General features: G+C 38.9%; 22 protein-coding genes and 5 pseudogenes. 20 read left to right on the top strand and 7 right to left on the bottom strand.

The genetic code is table 11. The features are described from left to right. Positions 1-18: 18 nt before the first annotated feature. The 7 genes from pseB to BQ1619_RS01425 all read left to right on the top strand — a co-directional run bounded on the left by pseB (position 19) and on the right by BQ1619_RS01425 (position 7969). Positions 19-1011 (top strand): UDP-N-acetylglucosamine 4,6-dehydratase (inverting), encoded by a 993-nt coding sequence (gene pseB, locus BQ1619_RS01395; RefSeq protein ID WP_114661831.1) that lies wholly within the window; start codon positions 19-21, stop codon positions 1009-1011. Between the two features lies 1 nt (position 1012). Continuing rightward, positions 1013-2164 carry a UDP-4-amino-4,6-dideoxy-N-acetyl-beta-L-altrosamine transaminase gene (gene pseC / locus BQ1619_RS01400; RefSeq protein WP_114661832.1) on the top strand — a complete coding sequence of 384 codons (1152 nt, stop codon included), beginning with the start codon at positions 1013-1015 and terminating at the stop codon, positions 2162-2164. Next, a complete protein-coding gene (locus BQ1619_RS01405; protein WP_162784566.1) occupies positions 2161-3054 on the top strand; it encodes an aldo/keto reductase in 894 nt (297 codons plus the stop codon). The genes pseC and BQ1619_RS01405 overlap by 4 nt, the downstream gene beginning before the upstream one ends. Continuing rightward, positions 3047-4360: an aminotransferase class III-fold pyridoxal phosphate-dependent enzyme gene (locus BQ1619_RS01410; RefSeq protein WP_114661834.1), complete on the top strand. Its 1314-nt coding sequence runs from the start codon at positions 3047-3049 to the stop codon at positions 4358-4360. The genes BQ1619_RS01405 and BQ1619_RS01410 overlap by 8 nt, the downstream gene beginning before the upstream one ends. A gap of 39 nt (positions 4361-4399) precedes the next feature. Continuing rightward, the gene (gene pseI, locus BQ1619_RS01415) at positions 4400-5440 is read left to right on the top strand and encodes a pseudaminic acid synthase (RefSeq protein WP_114661836.1); all 1041 of its coding nucleotides are present in this window, start codon (positions 4400-4402) and stop codon (positions 5438-5440) included. 112 nt (positions 5441-5552) lie between these two features. Beyond that, on the top strand, positions 5553-6656 hold the full coding sequence (locus BQ1619_RS01420) for a glycosyltransferase family 2 protein (protein WP_114661838.1): 1104 nt from the start codon (positions 5553-5555) through the stop codon (positions 6654-6656). Further along, the gene (locus BQ1619_RS01425; RefSeq protein ID WP_114661840.1) at positions 6653-7969 is read left to right on the top strand and encodes a radical SAM protein; all 1317 of its coding nucleotides are present in this window, start codon (positions 6653-6655) and stop codon (positions 7967-7969) included. The genes BQ1619_RS01420 and BQ1619_RS01425 overlap by 4 nt, the downstream gene beginning before the upstream one ends. Before the next feature lie 167 nt (positions 7970-8136). On the opposite strand, the gene BQ1619_RS01430 is transcribed toward BQ1619_RS01425, so the two are convergent. Further along, positions 8137-8646, bottom strand: coding sequence for a hypothetical protein (locus BQ1619_RS01430; protein ID WP_114661842.1), 510 nt, complete (start codon positions 8644-8646; stop codon positions 8137-8139). A gap of 29 nt (positions 8647-8675) precedes the next feature. On the opposite strand from BQ1619_RS01430, the gene BQ1619_RS01435 reads away from it, so the two are divergent. Genes BQ1619_RS01435 through BQ1619_RS01465 form a run of 7 tightly spaced genes read left to right on the top strand, consistent with a single transcriptional unit; the run spans position 8676 to position 14426 of the window. Further along, positions 8676-9461 (top strand): hypothetical protein, encoded by a 786-nt coding sequence (locus BQ1619_RS01435; RefSeq protein ID WP_114661844.1) that lies wholly within the window; start codon positions 8676-8678, stop codon positions 9459-9461. After that, entirely contained in the window at positions 9454-10098 is a 645-nt protein-coding gene (locus BQ1619_RS01440) for a sugar transferase (protein ID WP_162784567.1), read from the top strand. Before BQ1619_RS01435 ends, BQ1619_RS01440 begins: the two co-directional genes overlap by 8 nt. Next, positions 10091-11137 carry a polysialyltransferase family glycosyltransferase gene (locus BQ1619_RS01445; RefSeq protein ID WP_114661848.1) on the top strand — a complete coding sequence of 349 codons (1047 nt, stop codon included), beginning with the start codon at positions 10091-10093 and terminating at the stop codon, positions 11135-11137. Before BQ1619_RS01440 ends, BQ1619_RS01445 begins: the two co-directional genes overlap by 8 nt. Before the next feature lie 12 nt (positions 11138-11149). Further along, complete coding sequence (locus BQ1619_RS01450) at positions 11150-11680, top strand: GNAT family N-acetyltransferase (RefSeq protein WP_114661850.1); 531 nt, start codon at positions 11150-11152, stop codon at positions 11678-11680. A 21-nt stretch (positions 11681-11701) separates the two neighbouring features. Continuing rightward, positions 11702-12100, top strand: a complete 399-nt coding sequence (locus tag BQ1619_RS01455) for a cupin domain-containing protein (RefSeq protein ID WP_162784568.1) — start codon at positions 11702-11704, stop codon at positions 12098-12100. 3 nt (positions 12101-12103) lie between these two features. Further along, the gene (locus BQ1619_RS01460) at positions 12104-13237 is read left to right on the top strand and encodes a DegT/DnrJ/EryC1/StrS family aminotransferase (protein WP_114661854.1); all 1134 of its coding nucleotides are present in this window, start codon (positions 12104-12106) and stop codon (positions 13235-13237) included. A gap of 22 nt (positions 13238-13259) precedes the next feature. Continuing rightward, the gene (locus tag BQ1619_RS01465; RefSeq protein WP_114661856.1) at positions 13260-14426 is read left to right on the top strand and encodes a glycosyltransferase family 4 protein; all 1167 of its coding nucleotides are present in this window, start codon (positions 13260-13262) and stop codon (positions 14424-14426) included. A gap of 1155 nt (positions 14427-15581) precedes the next feature. Here BQ1619_RS01465 and BQ1619_RS08560 read toward each other — a convergent pair. Continuing rightward, a complete protein-coding gene (locus BQ1619_RS08560) occupies positions 15582-15725 on the bottom strand; it encodes a hypothetical protein (RefSeq protein WP_162784569.1) in 144 nt (47 codons plus the stop codon). A 171-nt stretch (positions 15726-15896) separates the two neighbouring features. After that, positions 15897-16151, bottom strand: a complete 255-nt coding sequence (locus tag BQ1619_RS08565; protein WP_162784570.1) for a calcium:cation antiporter — start codon at positions 16149-16151, stop codon at positions 15897-15899. Positions 16152-16193: 42 nt separating this feature from the next. On the opposite strand from BQ1619_RS08565, the pseudogene BQ1619_RS10380 reads away from it, so the two are divergent. After that, a pseudogene (locus BQ1619_RS10380) lies at positions 16194-16342 on the top strand (ionic transporter y4hA); the annotation flags it as partial. A 41-nt stretch (positions 16343-16383) separates the two neighbouring features. Here BQ1619_RS10380 and BQ1619_RS01480 read toward each other — a convergent pair. The 4 genes and pseudogenes from BQ1619_RS01480 to BQ1619_RS01495 all read right to left on the bottom strand — a co-directional run. Next, positions 16384-17011: pseudogene (locus BQ1619_RS01480) on the bottom strand (branched-chain amino acid ABC transporter permease); the annotation flags it as partial. A 142-nt stretch (positions 17012-17153) separates the two neighbouring features. Further along, complete coding sequence (locus tag BQ1619_RS01485) at positions 17154-18338, bottom strand: ABC transporter substrate-binding protein (protein WP_114661858.1); 1185 nt, start codon at positions 18336-18338, stop codon at positions 17154-17156. 138 nt (positions 18339-18476) lie between these two features. Next, a pseudogene (locus BQ1619_RS01490) lies at positions 18477-19394 on the bottom strand (EamA family transporter). After that, positions 19387-19987: pseudogene (locus BQ1619_RS01495) on the bottom strand (GMC family oxidoreductase); the annotation flags it as partial. The pseudogenes BQ1619_RS01495 and BQ1619_RS01490, both read right to left, overlap by 8 nt. Before the next feature lie 22 nt (positions 19988-20009). Between BQ1619_RS01495 and BQ1619_RS01500 the strand changes: the two are divergent. The 5 genes and pseudogenes from BQ1619_RS01500 (at position 20010) to BQ1619_RS01515 (ending at position 21866) form a co-directional block, all read left to right on the top strand. Next, positions 20010-20288 (top strand): lipocalin family protein, encoded by a 279-nt coding sequence (locus tag BQ1619_RS01500; RefSeq protein WP_231968414.1) that lies wholly within the window; start codon positions 20010-20012, stop codon positions 20286-20288. A 13-nt stretch (positions 20289-20301) separates the two neighbouring features. Then, complete coding sequence (locus BQ1619_RS01505; protein WP_197711808.1) at positions 20302-21084, top strand: MBL fold metallo-hydrolase; 783 nt, start codon at positions 20302-20304, stop codon at positions 21082-21084. Between the two features lie 3 nt (positions 21085-21087). Beyond that, entirely contained in the window at positions 21088-21225 is a 138-nt protein-coding gene (locus BQ1619_RS08885; protein ID WP_197711809.1) for a hypothetical protein, read from the top strand. 40 nt (positions 21226-21265) lie between these two features. Then, positions 21266-21645: pseudogene (locus BQ1619_RS01510) on the top strand (fumarylacetoacetate hydrolase family protein); the annotation flags it as partial. 5 nt (positions 21646-21650) lie between these two features. Beyond that, positions 21651-21866, top strand: coding sequence for a hypothetical protein (locus BQ1619_RS01515; RefSeq protein ID WP_114661860.1), 216 nt, complete (start codon positions 21651-21653; stop codon positions 21864-21866). Positions 21867-21880 lie beyond the last annotated feature (14 nt).

Here is a 21880-nt window from a genome sequence, read left to right on the forward strand (position 1 = left end):
TTAGCTGGATTAATATTCGTGTTTAAAAATTCCTCATTATTAATTACTGGCGGCACGGGTTCATTTGGTAATGAGTTTCTAGCATCCTGCCTTTTAAATGACGATATTAAAAAAGTTGTCATTTTTTCACGCGATGAAATGAAGCAGTGGGAAATGTCGAAGAGATTTAGTCATGAACCTAGAGTTCGCTTTTTTATTGGCGATATCAGAGACAAAGATAGGCTCATGCGTGCATTGGATGGTATTGATTATGTTGTACATGCCGCAGCACTTAAGATTGTTCCAACAGCTGAGTACAATCCATTTGAATGTATCAAAACTAATATTTTAGGAGCAATGAATTTAATAGATGCCTGTATAGATAAGGGCGTAAAGCGTTTAGTGGCCTTATCTACAGATAAGGCAAGCAGCCCAATTAATTTATATGGGGCAACAAAACTTGCTTCTGATAAATTGTTCGTGGCAGCTAACTCTTATTCTGGTCAGCACGATACTAGATTTTCGGTCGTTCGATATGGCAATGTCATGGGTTCCAGAGGCTCTGTGATACCTTTTTTTTGGAACATGCGTGATCAAAAGGAATTGCCAATTACTGATCTAGCAATGACGAGATTTATGATTACCCTTGACCAGGGGGTCAAACTGGTTTGGAATGCACTTGAAGACATGCATGGTGGCGAGATATACGTAAAGAAAATTCCTTCTATGAAAGTGATTGATATTGCCCATAACATCGCCCCTATGGCGCAGCATAAAATCGTTGGGATACGCCCCGGAGAGAAAATTCATGAGCAGATGATTGGGATCGAGGATGCGGCTTTCACATACGAGTACGATGATTTTTACAAGATACTACCAAGTATCAACCTTCGAGGAGATATCGAGCTAATGTCGCGTGGCGGAAAATTAGTGGATAAAAACTTTTCCTATACGAGTGACAATAATACCGATTGGATGCAACCTAAAGTTTTAGCTGCTTGGATTAAAGCAAATTTATCTAAAGAGATATAAGTTGATTCCTTACGCGCGCCAAAGTATCTCGGAGGAAGATATTGAAGCTGTCAATAGAGTCCTAAAATCAGATTTTCTTACTCAAGGCCCCGTAGTACCCCTCTTTGAAAATGCAATTAAGAAATACTGTAAGGTTGATCACGCAGTAGTTACGAGCAGCGCAACATCAGCACTTCATATTGCTTGCATGGCTTTAGATGTTGGCCCTGGTGATCTGGTGTGGACTAGCCCAAATTCTTTCGTAGCCTCTGCTAACTGTGCGTTGTATTGTGGTGCGCAGATCGATTTTGTTGATATTGATTCAGTTACCATGAATATATCAATTGAAAGTCTAGCTGCTAAATTGAAGCTGGGCAAAATCCCCAAAGTAGTAATCGCAGTCCATTTTGCAGGAACCTCCTGTGATATGCGATCAATCAAAAGGCTTTCTGATCAATATGGTTTTAAGATAATTGAGGATGCCTCTCATGCGATTGGAGGAAGTTATATTAATAATAAAATTGGATCGTGCGAATTTAGCGATGTCACGGTACTAAGCTTTCATCCAGTTAAGATTATTACTACTGGTGAGGGCGGCGCCTTATTGACCAATGATGAGAAGATAGCCGATAGGGCGGTGCTTTTAAGATCTCATGGTATCAACAGGGCACTTACCAAAAGTGATTCTCAAAATAAACCCTGGTTTTATGAGCAAATTGAATTGGGGTTTAACTATCGAATGACAGATATACAAGCTGCGCTTGGGCTTTCTCAGCTTGAGCGCATTAATGAATTCGTGGATAAACGTCTAATGATTGCGTCAAAGTATGAATTTATGCTTTCTCCTATAGGCTTAAAGTTGCCTGAATTGAGCAGGAATAAAGGCTCTGCGTATCATCTTTATGTCATTCAAATACCTGACATATCGGAAGTTCAAAAAGTCTTGATTTTTAAAGGTCTTAATAGTTTGGGGATAAGTGCAAATGTTCACTATATTCCAATTCATCTCCATCCCTTCTATAAAGCTTTAGGATTTCAAATTGGGGACTTTCCAATTGCTGAAAAATATTATCTCGAGGCGTTAAGTTTGCCAATGTATCCGGGGTTGGCCGATAAAGACCTCGAACATATCTGCTTCTCATTGAAAACAATGTTAAATCAAAAACTAAATTGATTAATAAATTTACCAAAAGAATTTCAATTGGAACTGCTCAATTTGGAAGCGCTTATGGAATCGCAAATAGAGTTGGGGAGGTTAGCGAAGACCACATCGCAGAGATGTTGACACAAGCAAAATTAAATGGAATTAAAAAATTAGATACAGCACCCTCTTATGGAAATGCTGAGTCTAAATTAGGTAAGTACGGGGTTAAAGATTTTGAAATTACTACTAAGGTCTCAAAAATTCCACCCGAAGTCGATGATATTCGTGGCCATATAACCAGAGAAGTTGATAGCTCCATTATAAGGCTTGGAGTAAATTGTATAGACACAGTGTTATTTCATAATGAAAAAGATTTGGAAGGTCATCGGGGTTACTTAGCATATCAAGCGCTGTATGATCTACAGCTTCAAGGACTTGTAAAAAAAATTGGAGTTTCGACTTACTTTAGTGACAGTTTAGAGGCAGCGCTAAGAGAATATAAATTTCAAACTATACAGGTGCCATACAGCATAGTTGATAGAAGGCTGGAATTTTTTAATTCAAGGTTAGATCTTTATGGGATTGGCATTCAAGCTAGGTCTATTTTTTTACAAGGACTTCTTCTTTTGCAAGCAAAAGAAGCTATGAAGAGATGCAAAGCATGGGGTAGTAAAGCAGCCGCTTGGAGCTTATTTTTGAATGAAAATAAATGTGCCGCTTATGATGCGGCCCTTTATTTCGGGTTATCAAATAGCAATATAGAGACATTTGTGGTGGGTCTGGACAGTTTAGAGCAATTGCAAATGCTTTTGTACTCATTAAAAAGTTTTAATGGTAACAAATGGCTTTCAATTGAACAGCTAAAGTCTGAAGATGAGAATTTATTAAATCCTTTTGCGTGGAAGAGACTCGATGAATAAAAGTAAAAAAGGTTTGGAACTATGGGGCCGGGCAAAAAAAGTGATCCCCGGCGGAAATATGTTGCTGTCCAAGAGATCGGAAATGTTTCTTCCAGAGAGGTGGCCCAGCTACTTTGATAAAAGTCGTGGTTGCACGGTCTGGGATTTAGATGGGAACTCTTATGTTGATATGTCGATAATGGGGATTGGAACCAACAGTCTAGGTTATGGGCATAAAGATGTTGATAAAGCTGTCATGGAGGTGGTTCAAAAAGGCAATATGTCAACCTTTAACTGCCTTGAGGAGGTTCTCCTTGCTGAAAAACTATTAGAGCTTCACCCATGGGCGGACATGGTTCGACTTGCGAGGACAGGTGGCGAGGCAAATGCAATAGCAATACGCATTGCGCGTGCGGCATCAGGGCGTGATGGGGTGGCAATATGTGGCTATCATGGTTGGCATGATTGGTATTTATCTGCAAACATACGTAATAATAATCAACTTTCCGATCATCTTTTACCCGGACTATCACCGAATGGTGTTCCAAACAATCTTGGAGGAACGGTATTCCCATTTAGGTATAACAATACTGATGAATTTATGAAGGTCATTACCGAAAATGATATCGGGGTAGTCAAAATGGAGGTATGTCGCAATGAGCGTCCAGCACCAGGTTTTTTAGAATTTATACGCGATGAAACCAAGAAGCGTGGAATTGTGCTGATTTTTGACGAGTGCACCTCTGGATTCCGAGAAACATATGGGGGGTTGCATTTGAAATATGGCGTTAACCCTGATATGGCAGTATTTGGAAAGGCGCTAGGTAATGGGTACGCTATTACAGCGGTAATCGGATCAAAAAATATTATGGAGGCAGCGCAATCAACCTTCATAAGCAGTACTTTTTGGAGCGAGAGAATTGGACCCGCAGCAGGTATTGCAACTTTAGATGTAATGAAGAAACTTAAATCATGGGAAATAAATTCAGAGACTGGAGAGAGAATAAAAGAGCTCTGGAAATTAATTTCTATAGAAAATAAAGTGCCGATTAAAGTTTCAGGATTATCTTCGATACCATCATTTAGTTTTGATTCACCCAATCACTTGGCTTTGAAAACATTTTTGACTCAAGAGATGTTAAAAAAGGGTTACTTAGCTACACCTCTGATCTTTGTATGCACTAAACATGAAGAACTGATTGTCAAAAGATATGGCCAAGTTCTCAATGATGTATTTCGTGAAATAAGTCACCTACATGAATTTGAACAAATAGTTAGCCGTTTGGATGGACCGGTATGTCATGATGGTTTTAAAAGACTAAACTAAGAACAGCTATTCGATTGCAAGATTGAACTAAAATAAAAAATGAAAATAGGCAAACATACAATTTCAAGCATTACAGATCCGCTGATTATTGCAGAAGTATCAGGTAATCATAATGGTAGTTTAGATATTGCACTTAAGTTAGTAGATGCGGCAGCGCAAGCTGGAATTAAAGTCATTAAATTGCAGACATATACACCCGATACCATCACTATGAATCATGATGGTAAGGAGTTTTTAATTGAAGATAGAAAAAGTTTATGGTTTGGTAGAACTTTATACAACCTATACAAAGAAGCATATACTCCATGGGAGTGGCAGAAGGAGATTTTTTTGCACGCATCCAGGATGGGCGTGCAGTGTTTCAGTTCAGTATTCGATGAATCCTCGGTAGATTTTTTAGAGTCAATTGAATGTCCAGCCTATAAGATTGCATCTCAAGAATGCGTACACATACCGTTAATTGAGTATGTAGCTCAGACTGGTAAGCCCATCATTATTTCGACTGGAATGGCATCTTTAGGTGAAATAGAAACTGCAATTAATGCCTTTTCAAGAAAAAGTTCTGCTGCTTATAGCATCATGAAGTGCACAAGCCAATATCCGGCAGATCCAAGAAATTCAAACGTTCTCACAGTTCCCTACATGAAAAAAATATTTGGTTGCGAGGTGGGGCTTTCAGATCATACTTTGGGTGTAGGTGCCTCGTTGGCTGCAATTGCACATGGCGCAACATTCATAGAAAAACATATTACGCTCAGCAGAAAAGATGGTGGAGTTGATGGCGCATTTTCCCTTGAGCCAAACGAATTCAAAATGCTCAATGATGAGGCATCGAGAGTGAAACTTTCTCTTGGAAAAGTGAGGTTTGGCCCAGTCGAAGATGAAATTGCCTCCCTTCAAGGAAGGCGCTCAATTTACGCAGCGGCCGATATCAAAGCGGGTGAAAAATTTACTAAAGATAACATTCAAGTAATCAGGCCATCAGGTGGCATTGAACCAAAATCATACCGCCTAATTTTAGGCAAATCCGCTATAAGCGATATAAAAAGAGGTACGCCTTTAAATTGGGATTTGATGTGAACAAGCTAAGTAAATGGCTAAAGACAGCGCAAATAAGCAGCTTGGTTAAAAATAAAACTATTTGAAATTTTGATTTCAAATAGTTTTTTGTAGCGATAATTAGTCTGCAAATGTGTTAAAAGACCAGGCTTCGCACCGAGCCATAATTAATTTAGATTTAAGAAAAGTTCCAAAATTTTTTATTTTTGCTATGACAAAAAGTGATAAAGATATTAAGAAGTTGACTATTGTATTGCCGACATACAATGCAAGAAAATCCATTACAAGGGCCGTGGATTCAGTTCTAAATTTGCTGAATGATTCAGAACTTAGTACAGAGCTAATTGTAATTGATGATTATTCAGATGATGATACATTCGAAATAATTAATAAAAATTATTCAGCATTTTCTAACATATATATATATAAAAATGCAAAGAATGAAGGCCCAGGAAAAACAAGAAATAGCGCATTAGAAAAAATTTCAAGCGGGTATGTAGGGTTTATTGATTCGGATGATCAGTTAAACCCTACCACCTATAAAAAAGCATTCCTAGATGGTTTGATCAAAAATGCTGATTTAATAACATTTGATGTTGCAACTATTATGCCAACAAAATCAATACTCAGATATGACTATGATAGAGTTGGGGGTGATAAATTTAATTTGGTTAGAAATTGCATCAAAGGGGATCTGGATGGATCTGTAATATTTAGTATTTACAAAAAATCAATGCTTGATAACTTTAGAATAAAGTTTTCTTCAAACTACTATGAGGACATAGTATTTAATTATTCGGCTATTATGTCCTCCGATAGTATTCATGTGGCAAAAGAAATTTGCTACAAAAAATACTGCACTCCAAAATCAATACTAAACTCAATATCTGAAAAGCATATTGACGGAATGATAGACGCTTCTATCTTGGTTAGAGATTTTGCAATTCGTAATGGTTACTCTACATATAAAGAATTTAAATCTGATTTCGACTATTGTCTTTCTGGTTATATTGCCTCATTAGTTATAGATATCTTGAAGCATGAAAAAAGTATCGATCGATCTATCAGTCTTCTAAAATATCTTCACCAAAAGCTAGAGCGTTGTTTTAGAATGGGAAATATAGCCACGAGAGTCGATACCAAAAAAGACAGATTAAGTAATTTTTTCATAAATAATTTTGATACTAGTAGGTTAAATATAACCATTGGTCGGTTAAAGGAGTTGATTGAATTATGAAAACAAAAAGTTGCATATATTTACAAAAAGCAGTTTACTTTGCTCCCTCTGAAATAAGGGCTTGCTGCCAAAGATTTTTCTACAAGGATCAATTAAAAGGTGACGCAGTATTGCTCAAAGCCAAAAACAAAAATGTTTCTTATAGCGAAATACTTGACGCAAAGAGAGAGCTAATAAACTTAATCAATAGTAATGAGGAAAATCAGTGCACTGGCTGCCCCCACATTAAAAAATCAGATTGGCCTCCGGTCGAGTTTGAGTCGGTGAATGTTTGTTCTATTGAGGATCATTCATTGTGTAATATGCGCTGCTCGTATTGTTCTGATACATTTTATGGTGGTGAAGCTCCACAATATAACTTAAAAAACATTTTGGATGAGATGCGCCCAGATGAAAACCTTCATATTGCATGGGGAGGTGGGGAGCCAACATTGCGTAAAGATTTTGAAGACCTCTTCTTGGATGTCACTTATAAATTAAATCCCAAAACCCAAAGGGTATTTACTAACGCATTAATCTACTCGCCATCTATGCAGAGGGTAATTGATGCAGGTTTGACATCAATTACAACTAGTCTTGATGCTGGTACTGAAGAAACTTTTATTAAAGTTAGGGGGGCTAAAAAAATCAATAGGGTATTCGCAAATCTTTCTAGGTATAGTCAATTAAGACCAGACTTATGTACGATAAAGTACATTTTTACTGATGATAATTGCTCAATTCATGAGATTGAAAGTTTTGTGGGCAAGGTAGAAGAAAATAGACTTCAAGCGTGCAATTTTCTAATAAGCACTGACTTTAAATTGCAAAGTCTACATGAAAACAAAGTCAAAGGAATAAGTTGGCTTTATTTCCTTTTGGTATCAAAAGGAATAGTTTCGATTACATTTGATGATCATATTTTCGCTAGACTCAGATCAATAATGCCAAGATTACGAGCGATATTGCAGGATTTCATTTCCTGCAAATCAGAATCAGGGCTTGGCAGCTTAAAAGAATTGATTGATAACTATGCTGGCGTTGAAAATGAATTGCCAATTTATGTATGGGGAACCGGAGAATTTGCCAAATTTTTATTATCTTCATCTGAAATGCTGAGCAATAAAAGGATAAAAATATTAGGCTTTGTGGATGGAAATAGTAATTTATGGGGCGAAGAATTTGATGGATTTAAAATTTTAGACCCCAAAATTTTACTTAACTCAAATGCAAAGATTCTAATTGCATCAGCAAATCATTATGGTGAGATTGTTAATAGTGTCTTAAAGATGGGAATTGGTCGAGAAAGAATAATCCCCAATTTTATACTGTAACTTGATTATTGAGAAATTAATACCGCTTAAGCTGTTGTCTAATTTTTGAAGTTCTGATAAGTATGACCACGTAAGTTTTATTCGTGACAAAAGAGCACCTTTCCATGTTGATTCACCGCGTTGCCTGGGTTTTTCGGTGGGATTTACAATTAACCAATTGGGATTGCTTAAGTAAGAGATAGCAAAGAAATAAAGTGCAGAGGTTTTTTGGTGCAGACCCAAGAGCCATTTATTAATGCATCAATAATGTGACCTTCATTAATTTCGCCCCCAGTGAGTTCATTGCTGCATCCAATTGTATTGGAGTTGAAGTAATCTTTAATGCAGGTGTTAACCCATTGCCTTCCAAAATAAGTGTATGCAATTTGGCCCTTGTCAATGAAAAAAGAGTCTGCATTTTTGAAATATGGTGATGATGGCGTTTTTAAATGTACAAACACATTTTGAAGGTCTATGTCTTTAGGCTGAATTTGAATTAGATTATGAATATCATGTCCTAAGTAGGATCTTCCGTTAAGAATGAAAACATCAATTTCGACTGAGAAGCCTTCTTTAAGGCATTTTTTTATGCTTAGTATAGAATTTTCGGCCCAATGCATGTCATACATGGCTCTATGAATAATGATTTTAGATTTTGATATTTGTTCCGGCATATTTTTTCGATTGTGGGTATCCAAAACTCTATTTTATTATCAAGGATTAATTGATGAATGAAAAAGCATCGGTATATACAAAAAAGATACTCATAACGGGCGCTTCGGGGCAGATGGCAAGCATAGCCCGTGATTTATACTGCAGTCATTCTGTGGAATTATGGTCAACCAAGGATCTTGTTCTCAGAAAAAATGAAAGTTTACGAAAATCAGCCGACTTAGCCGATTCAACATGGTGGAAGACCTCTCAATTTAAGGTAAATTACGATATTATTTTTCATTTTGCTGAACCAGTTAAAAAAAAACTAACCCCAGATATTGTCGAAAAAATAATTGAGAGCCATACAGCTTTTTTAATCAATGCAACGAAATACGGCGCAAAAGTGGTTTATCCACTTACCGCTTATAGGTATGATCAGTCTCTGTCATTTAAAAATAGACAGTATAGAAATATTAAAGAGCGTGTAGCAATGACATTGCTGAAAAACGAGAAAATACTTCTTCCAATATTGCATCCAGTTGTAGATTTTGGTAATGGACTAAATTCAATCAGAAATCTCGTTAATAAAGTGCCAATAATTAATCCATTCTCAGAATTTAATGCTGAATTACCAGTTCTGTGTGAACATGATTTGAAGAGTTACATGCTAAACATTGAACAACAAAAAAGTGGAGCGACTAATGTGTATACTGAAATATTAAAAATAAAAAAAATTTTTAACAACCCCAATAAAAAAGATATAAGTTTTATTTCTGCACTATTAAAAACATTAATAAATACATTGCCAGATAGCGGTATAAAAAATATTTTAATTAATGGAAGAAAGATATATGATTAGGTTATTTGATATATCTTTAGCTATATTTTTTTCCCCACTTTATTTATTATTATTAATAATAGGGTCAGTATTAAAACTGATAATTGATGGCAGGCCAATTTTTTACATATCCAAAAGATGCGTCAAAAATTTGAAAGAAGTAAAAGTCTACAAGTTTAGGACAATGATCAATGAAAGGTTGCTCATTGAGAATGAGGTTGCGAAGTATACAAAAAATGGGTTTGAGACTATACCATTACGATCAAATATTTATACCCCCCTGGGAAGAATTTATGAAAAATTTCAATTAGTGGAGCTACCCCAATTTTTAAACATTTTGATCGGCGAAATTTCATTTGTTGGATACAGGCCGCTTCCAGAGAAAAATATCAAAAAATTAACAAATGATCTAGGTGGCGATTTAGTTACTCAAAGACACAAATACAATGCTGGTCTAACTGGCTATACTCAATTAATTGGAAAGATAAATTTATCTCCGACAAAGCGTTTGCAACTTGAAATACAGCTTGGTCAAGATCTATATGAAAACGGATTAATTATGGCCTCGAAAACATATTTTTCATTAATCCTCGATACAATAATACTGATAGTTTTTGATAAAACGATTTTTATTAACAGGGAAAAATTAATTGAATAGTAGTTTTAAAAATATTTTTTTGGTATCAAGCGCGCTCCAGTCAATAACTATTTTCTTATTGCTAAAAAGAGACCCGCAATTAAAAAACAGCTCAATTATTTTTTTTGAGAATGAAACGGCTCTAATTCCCAGGTCATTTAAAAATGTAATTATGATCGAATCCACGAGGGGAAATCGAAAAGCAATAAAAAATAACTTTAAAAAAATAGAAAATTATGTGGATGGGAAACCTGTTCTATGGGTTTCTGATTTATTTTGGCCGATGAATAATTTTACCTACACTTCGTTATTGAAATCTAATAAATTATCATCAATTAATTTTTTTGATGAGGGAATGGTCCTTTATTGGCGAAAGAATATTGGTTTAATCCGTTTTCTTAGAGAGGCATTAAAGTCGCTTACGCTAAAGATAGCGTTGGGTTGTTATTCATTTCTGCCTACAAAACCATTTTTTGGGATAAAAAAATTAGGAAAAATTTACGCTTACCATAAAGATTTATTGAAACACGAGGGTGTGCAAGAAATTAATATTGAGTCAAATGATTTGGAGGAATTTCGAAATGCTCTTGATATAAATTATTCGCATTTATCCAAAACAAAAATAGATGGTAAGTGCACACTTTTTTTAGCTGGCCCTTATTACCGTTTAAGTTCAGCATCTGAATTCGCGGTTTTATTAAGAAAATTGGTTTCTTACCTTAACTATTGCGGTTTCCATAATCTAATTGTTAAGTTGCATCCAACTGAGTCAAAGCAGGACTATTTTAATTACTATCAATGCCATGGTTTTAAATTAATGGATTGTGTAAATAGTTTTCCAATAGAGGCCTACGCTGATTTGATGGGCGATATTGATTGTGTTGTGGGTTTTAACTCCTCCGCACTCTTAAACTTAAAAAAGTTTGGCTATGAAGGAAGATTACTTTCTTTCGGGCTTGACTACGTGTCAAATCTAGCTAAGTTTGACGTTGATTTAACCGCGAAGCAAACAAGAATTTTCGGCGCCAAGGGTGTCGAGTTTAAAGACTTTTATGATTAAAATGATGGTCAAATGGATATGATCAGCAGCCTTGCAAATCAATATTGCAAACTTTCGGCTTTCACATTAGAGGATGTAACAAAGTCTTACGTGAATTGGCTTAATGACAGGGAAATAAACCAATTCTTAGAGTCAAGGTTTGAATTTCACACTATTGAATCTGTCTTGGAGCAAGTTAGTTTGTGGATTAATAATACAAGCTATATGTACTACACGATTCGTTGTCCAGTTACAAACGAGCATGTTGGAAACATTAAATTAGGTCCAATCAACAAATATCATCTTACTGCAGATATTGGTTATGTTCTAGGGAACAAGGAGTTTGCAGGAAGAGGCTTGGCTACTAACGCTTTAGTTTTATTATCCAATTACGCTTTTCAAAGTGGAGTAAAAAAAATTACTGCAGGCGCATACGAATCGAATATTGCTTCAATCAGGGTGATGGAAAAGGCTGGCTATTCACTTGAATGTATTAGAAAGTCACACGTTGTATTTAATGGGGGGCGTGTTAATAGCCTTTTATATTCAAAATATGCAGTTTGACTGTAATTGATGGGGTGCCAATTGATAAAAAAAATTGAGAAAAATAATTTACTCTTAGGAATTGTGATGCAATCGAGTTTTCGGTTAAAAGAAGGTATCGAATTCATTACAGATGAAAACTCAGAATTTCAACTTGGTTATATGCATAGATCGAGAAATTATGAGGTTAGGCCGCATTTTCATATTCAGAAATTAAGGCAAATTTCTCAAACTTCAGAAGTTTTGATCGTAAAGACTGGCTCTATATGCGTCAGTTTTTTTGATTGCGGCGGAGATTTTGTATCATCAGAGGAGTTATCTGATGGCGATATATGTATGTTTGTTGCGGGTGGTCACGGTGTTAAATTTCTCGAAGATAGTGACCTTATAGAGATAAAGCAGGGGCCCCACCTCCCCGGTCATGATAAAAAATTTATTTAACAAATGAAATACTACCCAGTATCAGAGCCATCATTCATTGGTAATGAAAAAAAATATTTACAGCAATGTATAGATGAGGGATGGATATCTTCAGAAGGCCCTTTTGTAGATCAATTTGAGAAGAAATATTCAAAAGCAGTAAATAGAAAGCATGGAATTGCTGTTTCGAGTGGTTCTGCTGCATTAGATATAGCTATAAAAGCGATTGGTATAGGCGCTGGCGATGAGGTCATAATGCCAGCTTTCACAATCATATCCTGTGCATCACCAATTGTCAGGGCTGGTGCTACGCCGGTTCTTGTGGATTGCGATCAAAGTACCTATAACATGGATGTTTCGCAAATTGAAAGGATGATAACCAATAAAACTAAAGCCATTTTATTGGTTCATATCTACGGCATTACCGCTAATGTTGATGAGGTTTTAGCGCTTGCTAAAAAACATGGGCTAAGACTGGTCGAGGACGCCGCAGAAATGCACGGTCAAGTTTATAAATCTAGACCATGCGGTAGCTTTGGCGATATTAGCATTACTAGTTTTTATGCAAATAAGCTTGTTACTTCCGGTGAAGGAGGCATGCTAATGACCGATGACGATGCCTTAGCAAATACCGCAAGAAAACTACGTAATCTGTATTTTGATAATGCAAAAAGATTTATACATGATGAATTAGGCTGGAATTATCGTATGACAAATCTTCAAGCTGCGGTTGGTTTGGCGCAGTTAGAGAAAATGGATGAATTTGCAAAAATTAAAAGAAGAATTGGCGAATATTATTTAAAAGAGCTGGAGGGAGTTGATGGAATTCAGTTACCCGTTTATCAAAACGAGTATTGTAAGAATATATTTTGGGTATTTCCCCTGCTCTTAAATAAATCTTATTTGGGTACTGCGGTTGAATTTGCGAAGTTGTTGCAAGCAAAGGGGGTTGGGACGCGCCCCTTTTTTTGGCCCATGCACAAGCAGCCAGTTTTTTTAAAGATGGGCTTTTTTAAAGATGAGGTTCATCCTATCTCGGAATACATATCAGAATATGGCCTATATATCCCATGTAGCGTTTCGTTACTAGAGAGCGATGTGATCGAAATATCTAACAGAATTAAGATGGTAGTTTCTGAGTTGAAGGATAAATTGTGAGCAAACAATCAAAGCGTTGAAGATGCGAATACTAGTTGTTTATGATGTTGCCTACCCCTTTACTCAAGGGGGTGGCCAAAAGAGAATGTGGGAGGTGGCCTCAAGGCTTGCTAAAAATGGCAACCATGTTGACTGGCTATGCTTTAAAACATGGAATGAATCTGATTGTAATCCTAGTTTGCACAAGATTAGATATCTTGGAATTCCAGGCTACAAAGGTTTATACAGAAAAAATGGTAAGCGAAGATTTTTAGAGCCAATAGAGTTTATTTATTCAATTTTTATGAATAGAACCTCATTAAAAAACTACGATATAGTTTGGCTAGGACAATGGCCATTAAGTCACATTATTTATTTTCTTTTCTTCAGCAAAATTGATAGAAAAAAGCTATTTGTTGATTGGTGGGAAATTTGGGGTCATACTTGGCTTCGCTACTCTGTTGCGGTCGGATGGATAGGTTATTTGTTGGAAAAAGCTTTGTTGTGGATGATATGTAAGTTAGCTAATCTTATAGTAATCTCAGAAAAGTCATTAGAGTATATCGAACATACTAAATGTATTTCAAAAAGTTCAGTAAGCATGATTCCGAACGGAATCAATTATCAGGTATTAAATTTAATAGAGTCAAAAGCAAAAATTTTCACGCTAGTTTATTTCGGTAGATTACAGAAACATAAAAATGTTGATTTATTAATTTTGGCTGTGGATTACATACGAAACCATAGTCCATTTAATGTAAATTTACGCATTATTGGGAATGGCCCTGAAAAAACTCGCTTGGAAAATTTAATCCATATGCATTCACTTGGTGAGCTTGTGGAAATCATTTCCGATGTAGAATCAGACTTGGATTTTTACGAATTAATATCCGAGGCTTTAATATTTGTTAATCCCTCAACCAAAGAGGGGGGCGGAAGCATTACTACACTTGAAGCATTCGGACTTGGTTTGCCAGTCATTGGCTTTGATTGCAAGGACGGGGTTGATCCAAGTCTCTTGAGGGTCGAAAGAGGCGGTATTTTAGTTGATAAGGTATCTGAAATAACACTCGGAAATACGGTAATTAAGCTCCTAAACGATAAAAATTTAGTGACTACATTGTCGGAGAACGGTAAGAAATACTCCAAAAGTTTTGATTGGAATGAAATAACAATTCAATATGAATTGTTATTTTCTAAGAATAATTAACTAGGAAAAATTTCTCTCGCCTTGCTATGGTTGCCAATATATTGCTCAGTTTGTATTTAGCTCCTATTGAAAAATATATTCAGCTTCATAGGACATCTAAATAATTCATTTTGATTCTTTTAATCTAAATAGTTTGAATGCTTAAAAAGCGGTAACGTCACCCTGTATCAAACTTAGAAGTTTTTCATTATGTAGAAGTAGACTTTTAGGTTGGGTTTAATGCGTATTAAACTTTGTATACTTTTTCAAAAATTATTGTGGCGCCCTATGCAAAGGTATTTTTTAAGCACACTTTTTCTAGACTATGTGTTCTCTGCAGAACTGATAAAGGATTATTGCAAGGCAATAGGCATAACCTAATTCCGTCTGTAAATATCACATTGCATATATTCTGGAAGCTTGCCAAACAGTTTAAATGCTGTAGCCAAATTTAAACATTTGGGTGATCTGAGTGTAGTTTTTAAAATATGAGTAAGTTTCCCATGCTGACGCATATCCAAAGTTGTGACATGAGACAGAGTGCTATGTGTTGTGAAACTAACGTACCCTTTTTAACTCTGCGTATAGCGCACGATTAGGTGGTCTGAAGTTAGTCCTTTATCATCCCGAATGTCGAGTCGCCTAATAAGAAAATGCGAAATTGTACTTATGAATATAAAATTAAGATTTTAAAGTCTTTGAATATGAATTTAGACGCCATTACAACAGTTATGAGCACATCATTCTTAAAATATCACTCGGTATATTTTTGCCATATGTCTAAATCCGCTATGATTATCGCAGACTCAGGCAGGGCTGTAATTATATTAAGATCCAATAATTCTTTTATATCGCGTATAAGGATTGTACAATAAAGAACAGTAAATATAATTTAAATATTCTTAATCCATCAATTCAATGTCGGAAATTTAATTCTAAATAGCGTCATGACTGGAAAAACGCTCGCCTGTACAAGATTGGATTTTGTCTGAAGCGAAGCAACTATATCTTTAGGCATAATAAATTTGAGATTCAGGAACCAAACTCAAGAACAAATACTCAAAGAAGCTAATCAGATGCACTACACCCTGCATAGGGTGGTTCTGCCAATAGCTAATGTAAGCGCTCCAATAAAGAAGGTGAGGTACATTAGGGTTATATTGAGACTGCTAATACCTAGGCTAAGAGGGAGCTGGGAATAATTGCTATCGCAGCAATAGTTGGAATGGATAGGCCAATACTGGCTAATGCTGAACCGAGTGCGAGATTAAGGCTGCTTTGCAAACGATTGGCTTTGACTGCTCGGACAGAAATACGCATGCTGAAAAGCCCAGCAATCTCAAGACTGTCATCAGCGTCATTCTTCTCATTTTTTCTCTCGTTATTGTTGTTGGTTTAGCTAAGTTACCCGGCCCTGCTATAGAAGCAGGAGTGAAAGCAGCTGGCGCACCTAAGACGATTGTGGGTATTGCCATTGCGATGCTGGTATTACTACCAGAGGGTTATGCTGCTGCCGTTCTTTTGATCTTCATCTTTCGGTAAATAGTAGTCACGGTGACTAACGGTTTGAAAAAATAAGAACGCGACGTACAACACAAAAGAAGCAATACCTGCAAAGGCTGGCCGACTTTTTGTAAAGTCCGGCCCCGGGGTGCTGGTGGTCACAATCGGCATCACCAAAATAAAGGTTCCTAGGGCTGTTAAAACTGCTGGCGCAGAATTGGTGCCCTCATTGCGAAAGGACATTTCATGATGGTGGAAACCGCCAATAAAGATGCATAAGCCATATATGGTGCGCTCGTATTAGCAATTAGCGTGACCATCATCGAAGTATCACTCATTATTTCCATGATGTTGCTGGCCATGATGGCTCTCAGTTTGTTGCTCGAGATGCTGTTTTTGCGACCGTCATGATTGTGCTCAATGGTGTGATTGGCTCACCTGCCTTGTGGGCGATCACTTCTGCATGATGGGCTGCAGCAATCAATACGCCTGCGAAGGCTGCGGTCAATGAAGATAGTGCGTAAGAAAATGTAGTTACTTGGCTAGTGTTAATCCCCATCAAGCCTGCAGCATCGCGATCGTTCGCGGTTGCAACCACTTGCTTTTCCGTAAATCGTTTTACGGTTGAAGAACTCTACCAATAACATCATCACCAGAGCGCCTACAACCACCAAGATTTCCATCGGAAGAATATTGGCGCTAAAGAAATTCATTGGCACCATTGGCAATGGTGCTGGGAATGGCAATGCATCACGACCCAAAATATTTTCAGCAACGTTTTTGAAAATGATTCCGAGCGCGATGGTGGACATAATTCATCCGAACTCGGATTTGATTTTGATAGCGGGACGCACACCAATTAATTCCACAAAACTACCTTGCAACATGCCGAACAAACACACGATGGGGATTATGACCCAGTAGTTGAGTCCGAAAGTATCCACACAGGTTAGGCAAAAAAGCGCGCCCAACATCAGGACTTCACCTTGTCCGAAGTTCAATGTGCCGGAAGTGGCAAAAGTAAGCTGGAAACCGAAAGCGATTACCGCATAGATCATCCCCACCGCGATACCGCTTGAGAGGATGTGAGCAAGCATGTCCATTGTGCCTGCCTAAAATTTATAAATACTTCTGTTTTATGAATGAATCCAACATTGTAAGCAAAACGCCGCCTTTTGGGCGGCGCTTTGTTTTATCCAATGTTGCAGTGCAACAAGTACTTATTGCCTGCGACTGAAGATCAGATTACTTCTTCTTGGCTGTTGCGTCTTCAGCATTCAAGAACTCAACGCGACCGTTCTCAACTACACCCATCACAACATCTTTTGCCTTAATTGCTTCATGGTCTGTTGCGGAGAATGGCTTGTTGTAAGTGATCACAACACCATCTACTGGAGCCTTCAAATCTTGTAATGCTGCCAAGATTTTTGGTCCCTCAGTGCTGTTAGCTTGCTTGATTGCAGCAGCCAAGAGGTAAACAGAGTCATAACCCTGTGCAGCAGACACTGGAGAAAGAATGTTGTTATTTTTTGGCTTGAACTCTTTCAAGTAGGCTTCCTGGAAAGTCTTACGCTTTGGAGTCGTGGATGGAGACTGAATGTAGGTTTGTGGCATGGTTGCACCGTCACCGTTCTTACCAGCAGTATCGATGAAGCTCGCCATTGACAATGTCCAGCCACCGATCATTGGCTTTTTCCAGCCCAACTTCGCCATACCGTTTGCAATTTGTGCCAACTCAGGTCCAATTGCATACGTTAAGATTACTTCTGCACCCGCATTTTTTGCTTTGAGCAATTGTGAAGTCATATCTACGTCACCAATGTTGAATTTCTCAACAGCTACTGGTGTTACGCCATATGTCTTGAGGGCTTTTTCCAAGTCCTCACGACCCAACTGGCCATAGTTTGTAGAGTCAGCCAAGATCGCTACTTTTTTCAAGCCGCGCTTTTCAACCGCTTCTTTAGCAATCATTGGTGCCTGAATATTGTCCGCTGCAGCGTTACGGAAAATATAGTTCTCTGGCGCGTTCGGGAATTGCTTGGTCAAGATAGAGCCAGTAGCAACGTTGTTCATCACTGGAATCTTGGCGTCTTGATAAAAACGCTGGGAAGCCAATGCAACACCAGTATTGATGTAACCCAAAGTGGCAACCACTTTCTCGTTATTAATCAACTCTTGAGCAATTTGTACGCCACGCTCGTTTTTCGCTTCATCATCGCGTTCAATCAATACGATTTTGTTGCCGTTAATACCACCAGCAGCATTGATCTCTTTAGCAGCAAGACGCACTCCGTCGCGCATACTCACGCCCATCGAAGATGAACCACCAGTAAATGGGCCAGATAAACCGAGTTTGATATCGGCTGCGTAAGCGCTAGTGGCAACTAATGCAGAAGCGGCTACAGCAAAAATGTGACGACGAATATTCATAATGTCTCCATGACTAAAAATGCGAATGAAATAAAACTTTTTTATATTTACTACAACTGACGAACGATTATCTTACCGTGATTGCCAAAGCAAAAAAAGGGGCTGCTATTAGGGTTTTACATTAGCGTGTTGAGTGGGCTATTTGGACAGTATTTTCCGTATGCTGGGCCAGAACAAATTCACCATCAAGCCGGTGATCACTAACCCTGCCGCCATGATTTTCCATGGGGGTAAGATTCATCCAAGAAAAACGCTGAGGCGCCCATGCCAAAAATCGGAACGAGTAACGGAGCGGGTGCGACTACCGCTGCAGGGTGCTTGGATAGCAACCAAGCCCATGCACCATAACCAAACAGGGTATTGCCCCAGGACTGCCATAGCACCCCAAGCCATGCACCAAGAGGCGCATTACTGACCGATTCCTGAATGGTTGACCAACTACCCTCAAAGACCAGCACCAGCGCAATTAATGGGGGGTATGGCGTAAACACTGGCCCAAACGACATAAGCAAGCATATTGATTGTGCCGGCACGGCGACTAGTGGTGTTCGCGATTCCCCAAGAAAAGCCAGCAAAGACCACCAAGGCTAAGCCCAAGAACGTAGTTGTCCGATCGGTGTGCGTTGCAATAATAGCCAACCCGATCATTGCTATCGCCACAGCAATGGCTTGATAGAGCTTCAAACCCTCTTTTGCAAACAGCATGGCAAAGCCAATCGTAAAAAAGACTTGGGTCTGAATTACCAGCGATGCCAAGCCCGGGGAGATATTGCCATCAATGGCGAAATACAACACGTCAAACTGCCCCACTCCAACTGCTAGGCCATAAACGCAAAGGTTGACCCAAGATACTTTTGGTCTAGGCAAAAAGAATGCAGCAGGCAAAAAGGCAAAGATGTAACGCAAAGCAGCAAACAAAAATGGCGGAAAACTCTCTAGAGAAATTTTGATCACCACAAAGTTGGTGCCCCAAACTGCCACAATCGCCAGTGCCAATAGCAAATGGCTCAGCGGTAAATGATAACCCTGATGATCCTTTGCTGGAAGATTATTCACGCGTGAGCAATTCTGCGGCACGCTCCGCAATCATCATCGTTAGGGCTGCCGTATTACCCGAAGTAATGGTTGGCATGGCGGATGCATCCACTACACGTAAATTCTGAATACCGCGCACACGCAATTGCGAATCCAATACCGCCGGGGTCATCATCGCGCCCCATCTTGCAAGTGCCTACCGGATGAAAAATCGTTGTGCCAATATCACCCGCAGCTTTTACTAACTCTTCATCGCTTTGGTATTGCGCGCCAGGCTTATATTCTTCAGGTGCATGAGGTGCTAGTGCAGATCGCTCGATAATCTTACGAGTTAAGCGCAAGGACTCTGCTGCCACTTTTTTATCTTCATCAGTTGATAAATAATTCAGTGCAATCGCTGGAGGCGCCTCGGGATCAGTTGACGTGATGTGCACGCTACCTCGTGAAGTAGGTCGCAAATTACAGACACTTGCCGTAAACGCATTAAAAGAATGTAAATCTTCGCCAAAGCGCTCAAGAGATAAGGGCTGAACGTGATATTCCACATTCGCTCTTGGTTGCTCAGGAGAGCTATAAGCAAGGGCACCCAATTGCGACGGGGCCATTGACATAGGCGAGATCTCTCAGGCAGAGGGAGTGGCGCAGCAGATCGGCGCAAAGGACTCTCCAAAACTAGAGGTTCGATTCGCACCTTCTTGGCTCGCTTTTTTGCCCATGGTTTGGGGCGATTATTGGGTCATCGATTTAGATCCCCAGTATCAAGTAGCTGCAGTGAGTGATCCGAAGCGCGAATACCTTTGGGTGTTGTCTAGGACACCACAGTTGGACAAAAAATACGATGAGCTCTTGGTCCGGCTGCAGGCTCAGCAATTTGATATTCGTCAGCTCGAGCTCACCACGCAAACGGCACAGTAATCGAGTCATTCCATTGAGTTATTTTTCATTACCACTAGGGATCGAGGTATTCGAGTGGGGATGGCTTTCTGCCAACAATATCTTTCACTTTGGCGAAGAGGATGTATCGCTGGTAGATAGTGGATATTGTTCACATCAGAGCATGACATTGGATTTTGTTCGAAATGCACTCCTACGCCATCAGCTAAAAAACTTAGATAAGGTTGTTAATACCCACCTGCACTCTGATCATTGTGGTGGTAATGCGCAACCAGCCAATAGCTATCACTGCAAAATTTGGATACCCAGTGCAGAAGCTCCAGCAGTAGAGAGTTGGGATGAAAACCGATTGAGTTATCAAAATCTTGGTCAAGAGTGCCCACGCTTTCAATGCGATGAGGTTCTGGAGCCGGGTCAGAGTATCCAATTGGGGCGCTATCAATGGACAATATTGTCGGCGCCAGGACAGGATCCACATCCTGTCATGCTCTATCAAGAGGAGCATGGGATTCTGATTTCTGCGGATGCCCTTTGGGAGGAGGGGTTTGGTGTCGTCTTTCCTGAGATGTGGGGCGAACCAGGGTTTGAAGAGGTGGCGCAAACCCTGGATCTTATTGAAAATCTAAAAATCTCGGTAGTGATTCCGGGTCACGGCAAAATCTTCACCGATGTTACAAAATCCATCGCTACAGCGCTCTCTCGATTAGACTACTTGGCATCCAATTCTGATCGAAATGCTCGCCATGGAGCTAAGGTGCTTTTGAAGTACAAGCTAATTGAGTGGCAAATAAAAGAATTGAGTGAGGTTAAAGAGTAGATTTTGAATACACCCGCTTTAAAGAGCGCAGCGTATCAACTCAATATAGATGACGAGGAGTTTTCTCAATGGCTGCTACAAGCTCTGGTTAAATCCGGAGCTGCCCTGTGCGATGGAATGAATTTAATGGATCAGGTTTAATAAGGGGATATATGGAACATACTGTTTTAGTGACTGGTGCTACGGCTATGCGCTAGGTCTCGATATGACTCGTAGAGATCTACAGCGGTTTATGGGAGATCAAAAGAAGCCCTGGGAAATTGGTAAGTCGTTTGATTACTCTGCCCCAATCGGCCCAATCTATACCGTAGATAAAATTGGTCATTTCCAGAAGGGTGCTATTGCGCTATCGGTAAATGGCGTAACTAAACAGAGCGCTGATTTGAGTCAAATGATTTGGTCGGTGGCTGAACAGGTTTCAAAGCTATCCGAGGCAAATGAATTATTCCCTGGCGACATATTTATTCCGGCACTCCTGAGAATGTTGGTCCTGTTGTCAAAGGCGATGTAGTACGCTGTACGATTGCCGGCTTACCGGATTTGGTAGTGAAAATCGTTTAAGATCGATGCGCGTATTGCTAGCCTTAGGGCTTTTATTCGTCTCTTTGGGAACGCATGCCGTTGAGTATCGCTTTTATTCGGCGGCAGGCGTCAAGGCTCCTTTGACAAATCTTTCGGAAATTTTTAATCGTAATCAGTCTGGATATCGAATCGTGAATGATTTTGATACCGCAGGAGCTGCAGAAAAAAAATTTTCGAGGATACTAAAAGTACTTGCTTAATCACCACCAAAGTT

It is taken from the genome of Polynucleobacter necessarius, from assembly GCF_900095195.1.
In the GTDB taxonomy this organism is placed as follows: Bacteria; Pseudomonadota; Gammaproteobacteria; order Burkholderiales; family Burkholderiaceae; genus Polynucleobacter; species Polynucleobacter necessarius_G.

What these genes read in the sequence shown, in the direction of transcription:
- BQ1619_RS01515 (WP_114661860.1), top strand. Translation starts at nt 21,651, where the DNA reads ATGCGCGTATTGCTAGCCTTAGGGCTTTTATTCGTCTCTTTGGGAACG.
- BQ1619_RS08560 (WP_162784569.1), bottom strand. Translation starts at nt 15,725, where the DNA reads ATGCGTATTTCTGTCCGAGCAGTCAAAGCCAATCGTTTGCAAAGCAGC.
- BQ1619_RS08565 (WP_162784570.1), bottom strand. Translation starts at nt 16,151, where the DNA reads ATGTCCTTTCGCAATGAGGGCACCAATTCTGCGCCAGCAGTTTTAACA.
- BQ1619_RS01440 (WP_162784567.1), top strand. Translation starts at nt 9,454, where the DNA reads ATGATTAGGTTATTTGATATATCTTTAGCTATATTTTTTTCCCCACTT.
- BQ1619_RS01410 (WP_114661834.1), top strand. Translation starts at nt 3,047, where the DNA reads ATGAATAAAAGTAAAAAAGGTTTGGAACTATGGGGCCGGGCAAAAAAA.
- BQ1619_RS01465 (WP_114661856.1), top strand. Translation starts at nt 13,260, where the DNA reads ATGCGAATACTAGTTGTTTATGATGTTGCCTACCCCTTTACTCAAGGG.
- BQ1619_RS01485 (WP_114661858.1), bottom strand. Translation starts at nt 18,338, where the DNA reads ATGAATATTCGTCGTCACATTTTTGCTGTAGCCGCTTCTGCATTAGTT.
- pseI (WP_114661836.1), top strand. Translation starts at nt 4,400, where the DNA reads ATGAAAATAGGCAAACATACAATTTCAAGCATTACAGATCCGCTGATT.
- BQ1619_RS01450 (WP_114661850.1), top strand. Translation starts at nt 11,150, where the DNA reads ATGGATATGATCAGCAGCCTTGCAAATCAATATTGCAAACTTTCGGCT.
- BQ1619_RS01425 (WP_114661840.1), top strand. Translation starts at nt 6,653, where the DNA reads ATGAAAACAAAAAGTTGCATATATTTACAAAAAGCAGTTTACTTTGCT.
- BQ1619_RS01435 (WP_114661844.1), top strand. Translation starts at nt 8,676, where the DNA reads ATGAATGAAAAAGCATCGGTATATACAAAAAAGATACTCATAACGGGC.
- BQ1619_RS01460 (WP_114661854.1), top strand. Translation starts at nt 12,104, where the DNA reads ATGAAATACTACCCAGTATCAGAGCCATCATTCATTGGTAATGAAAAA.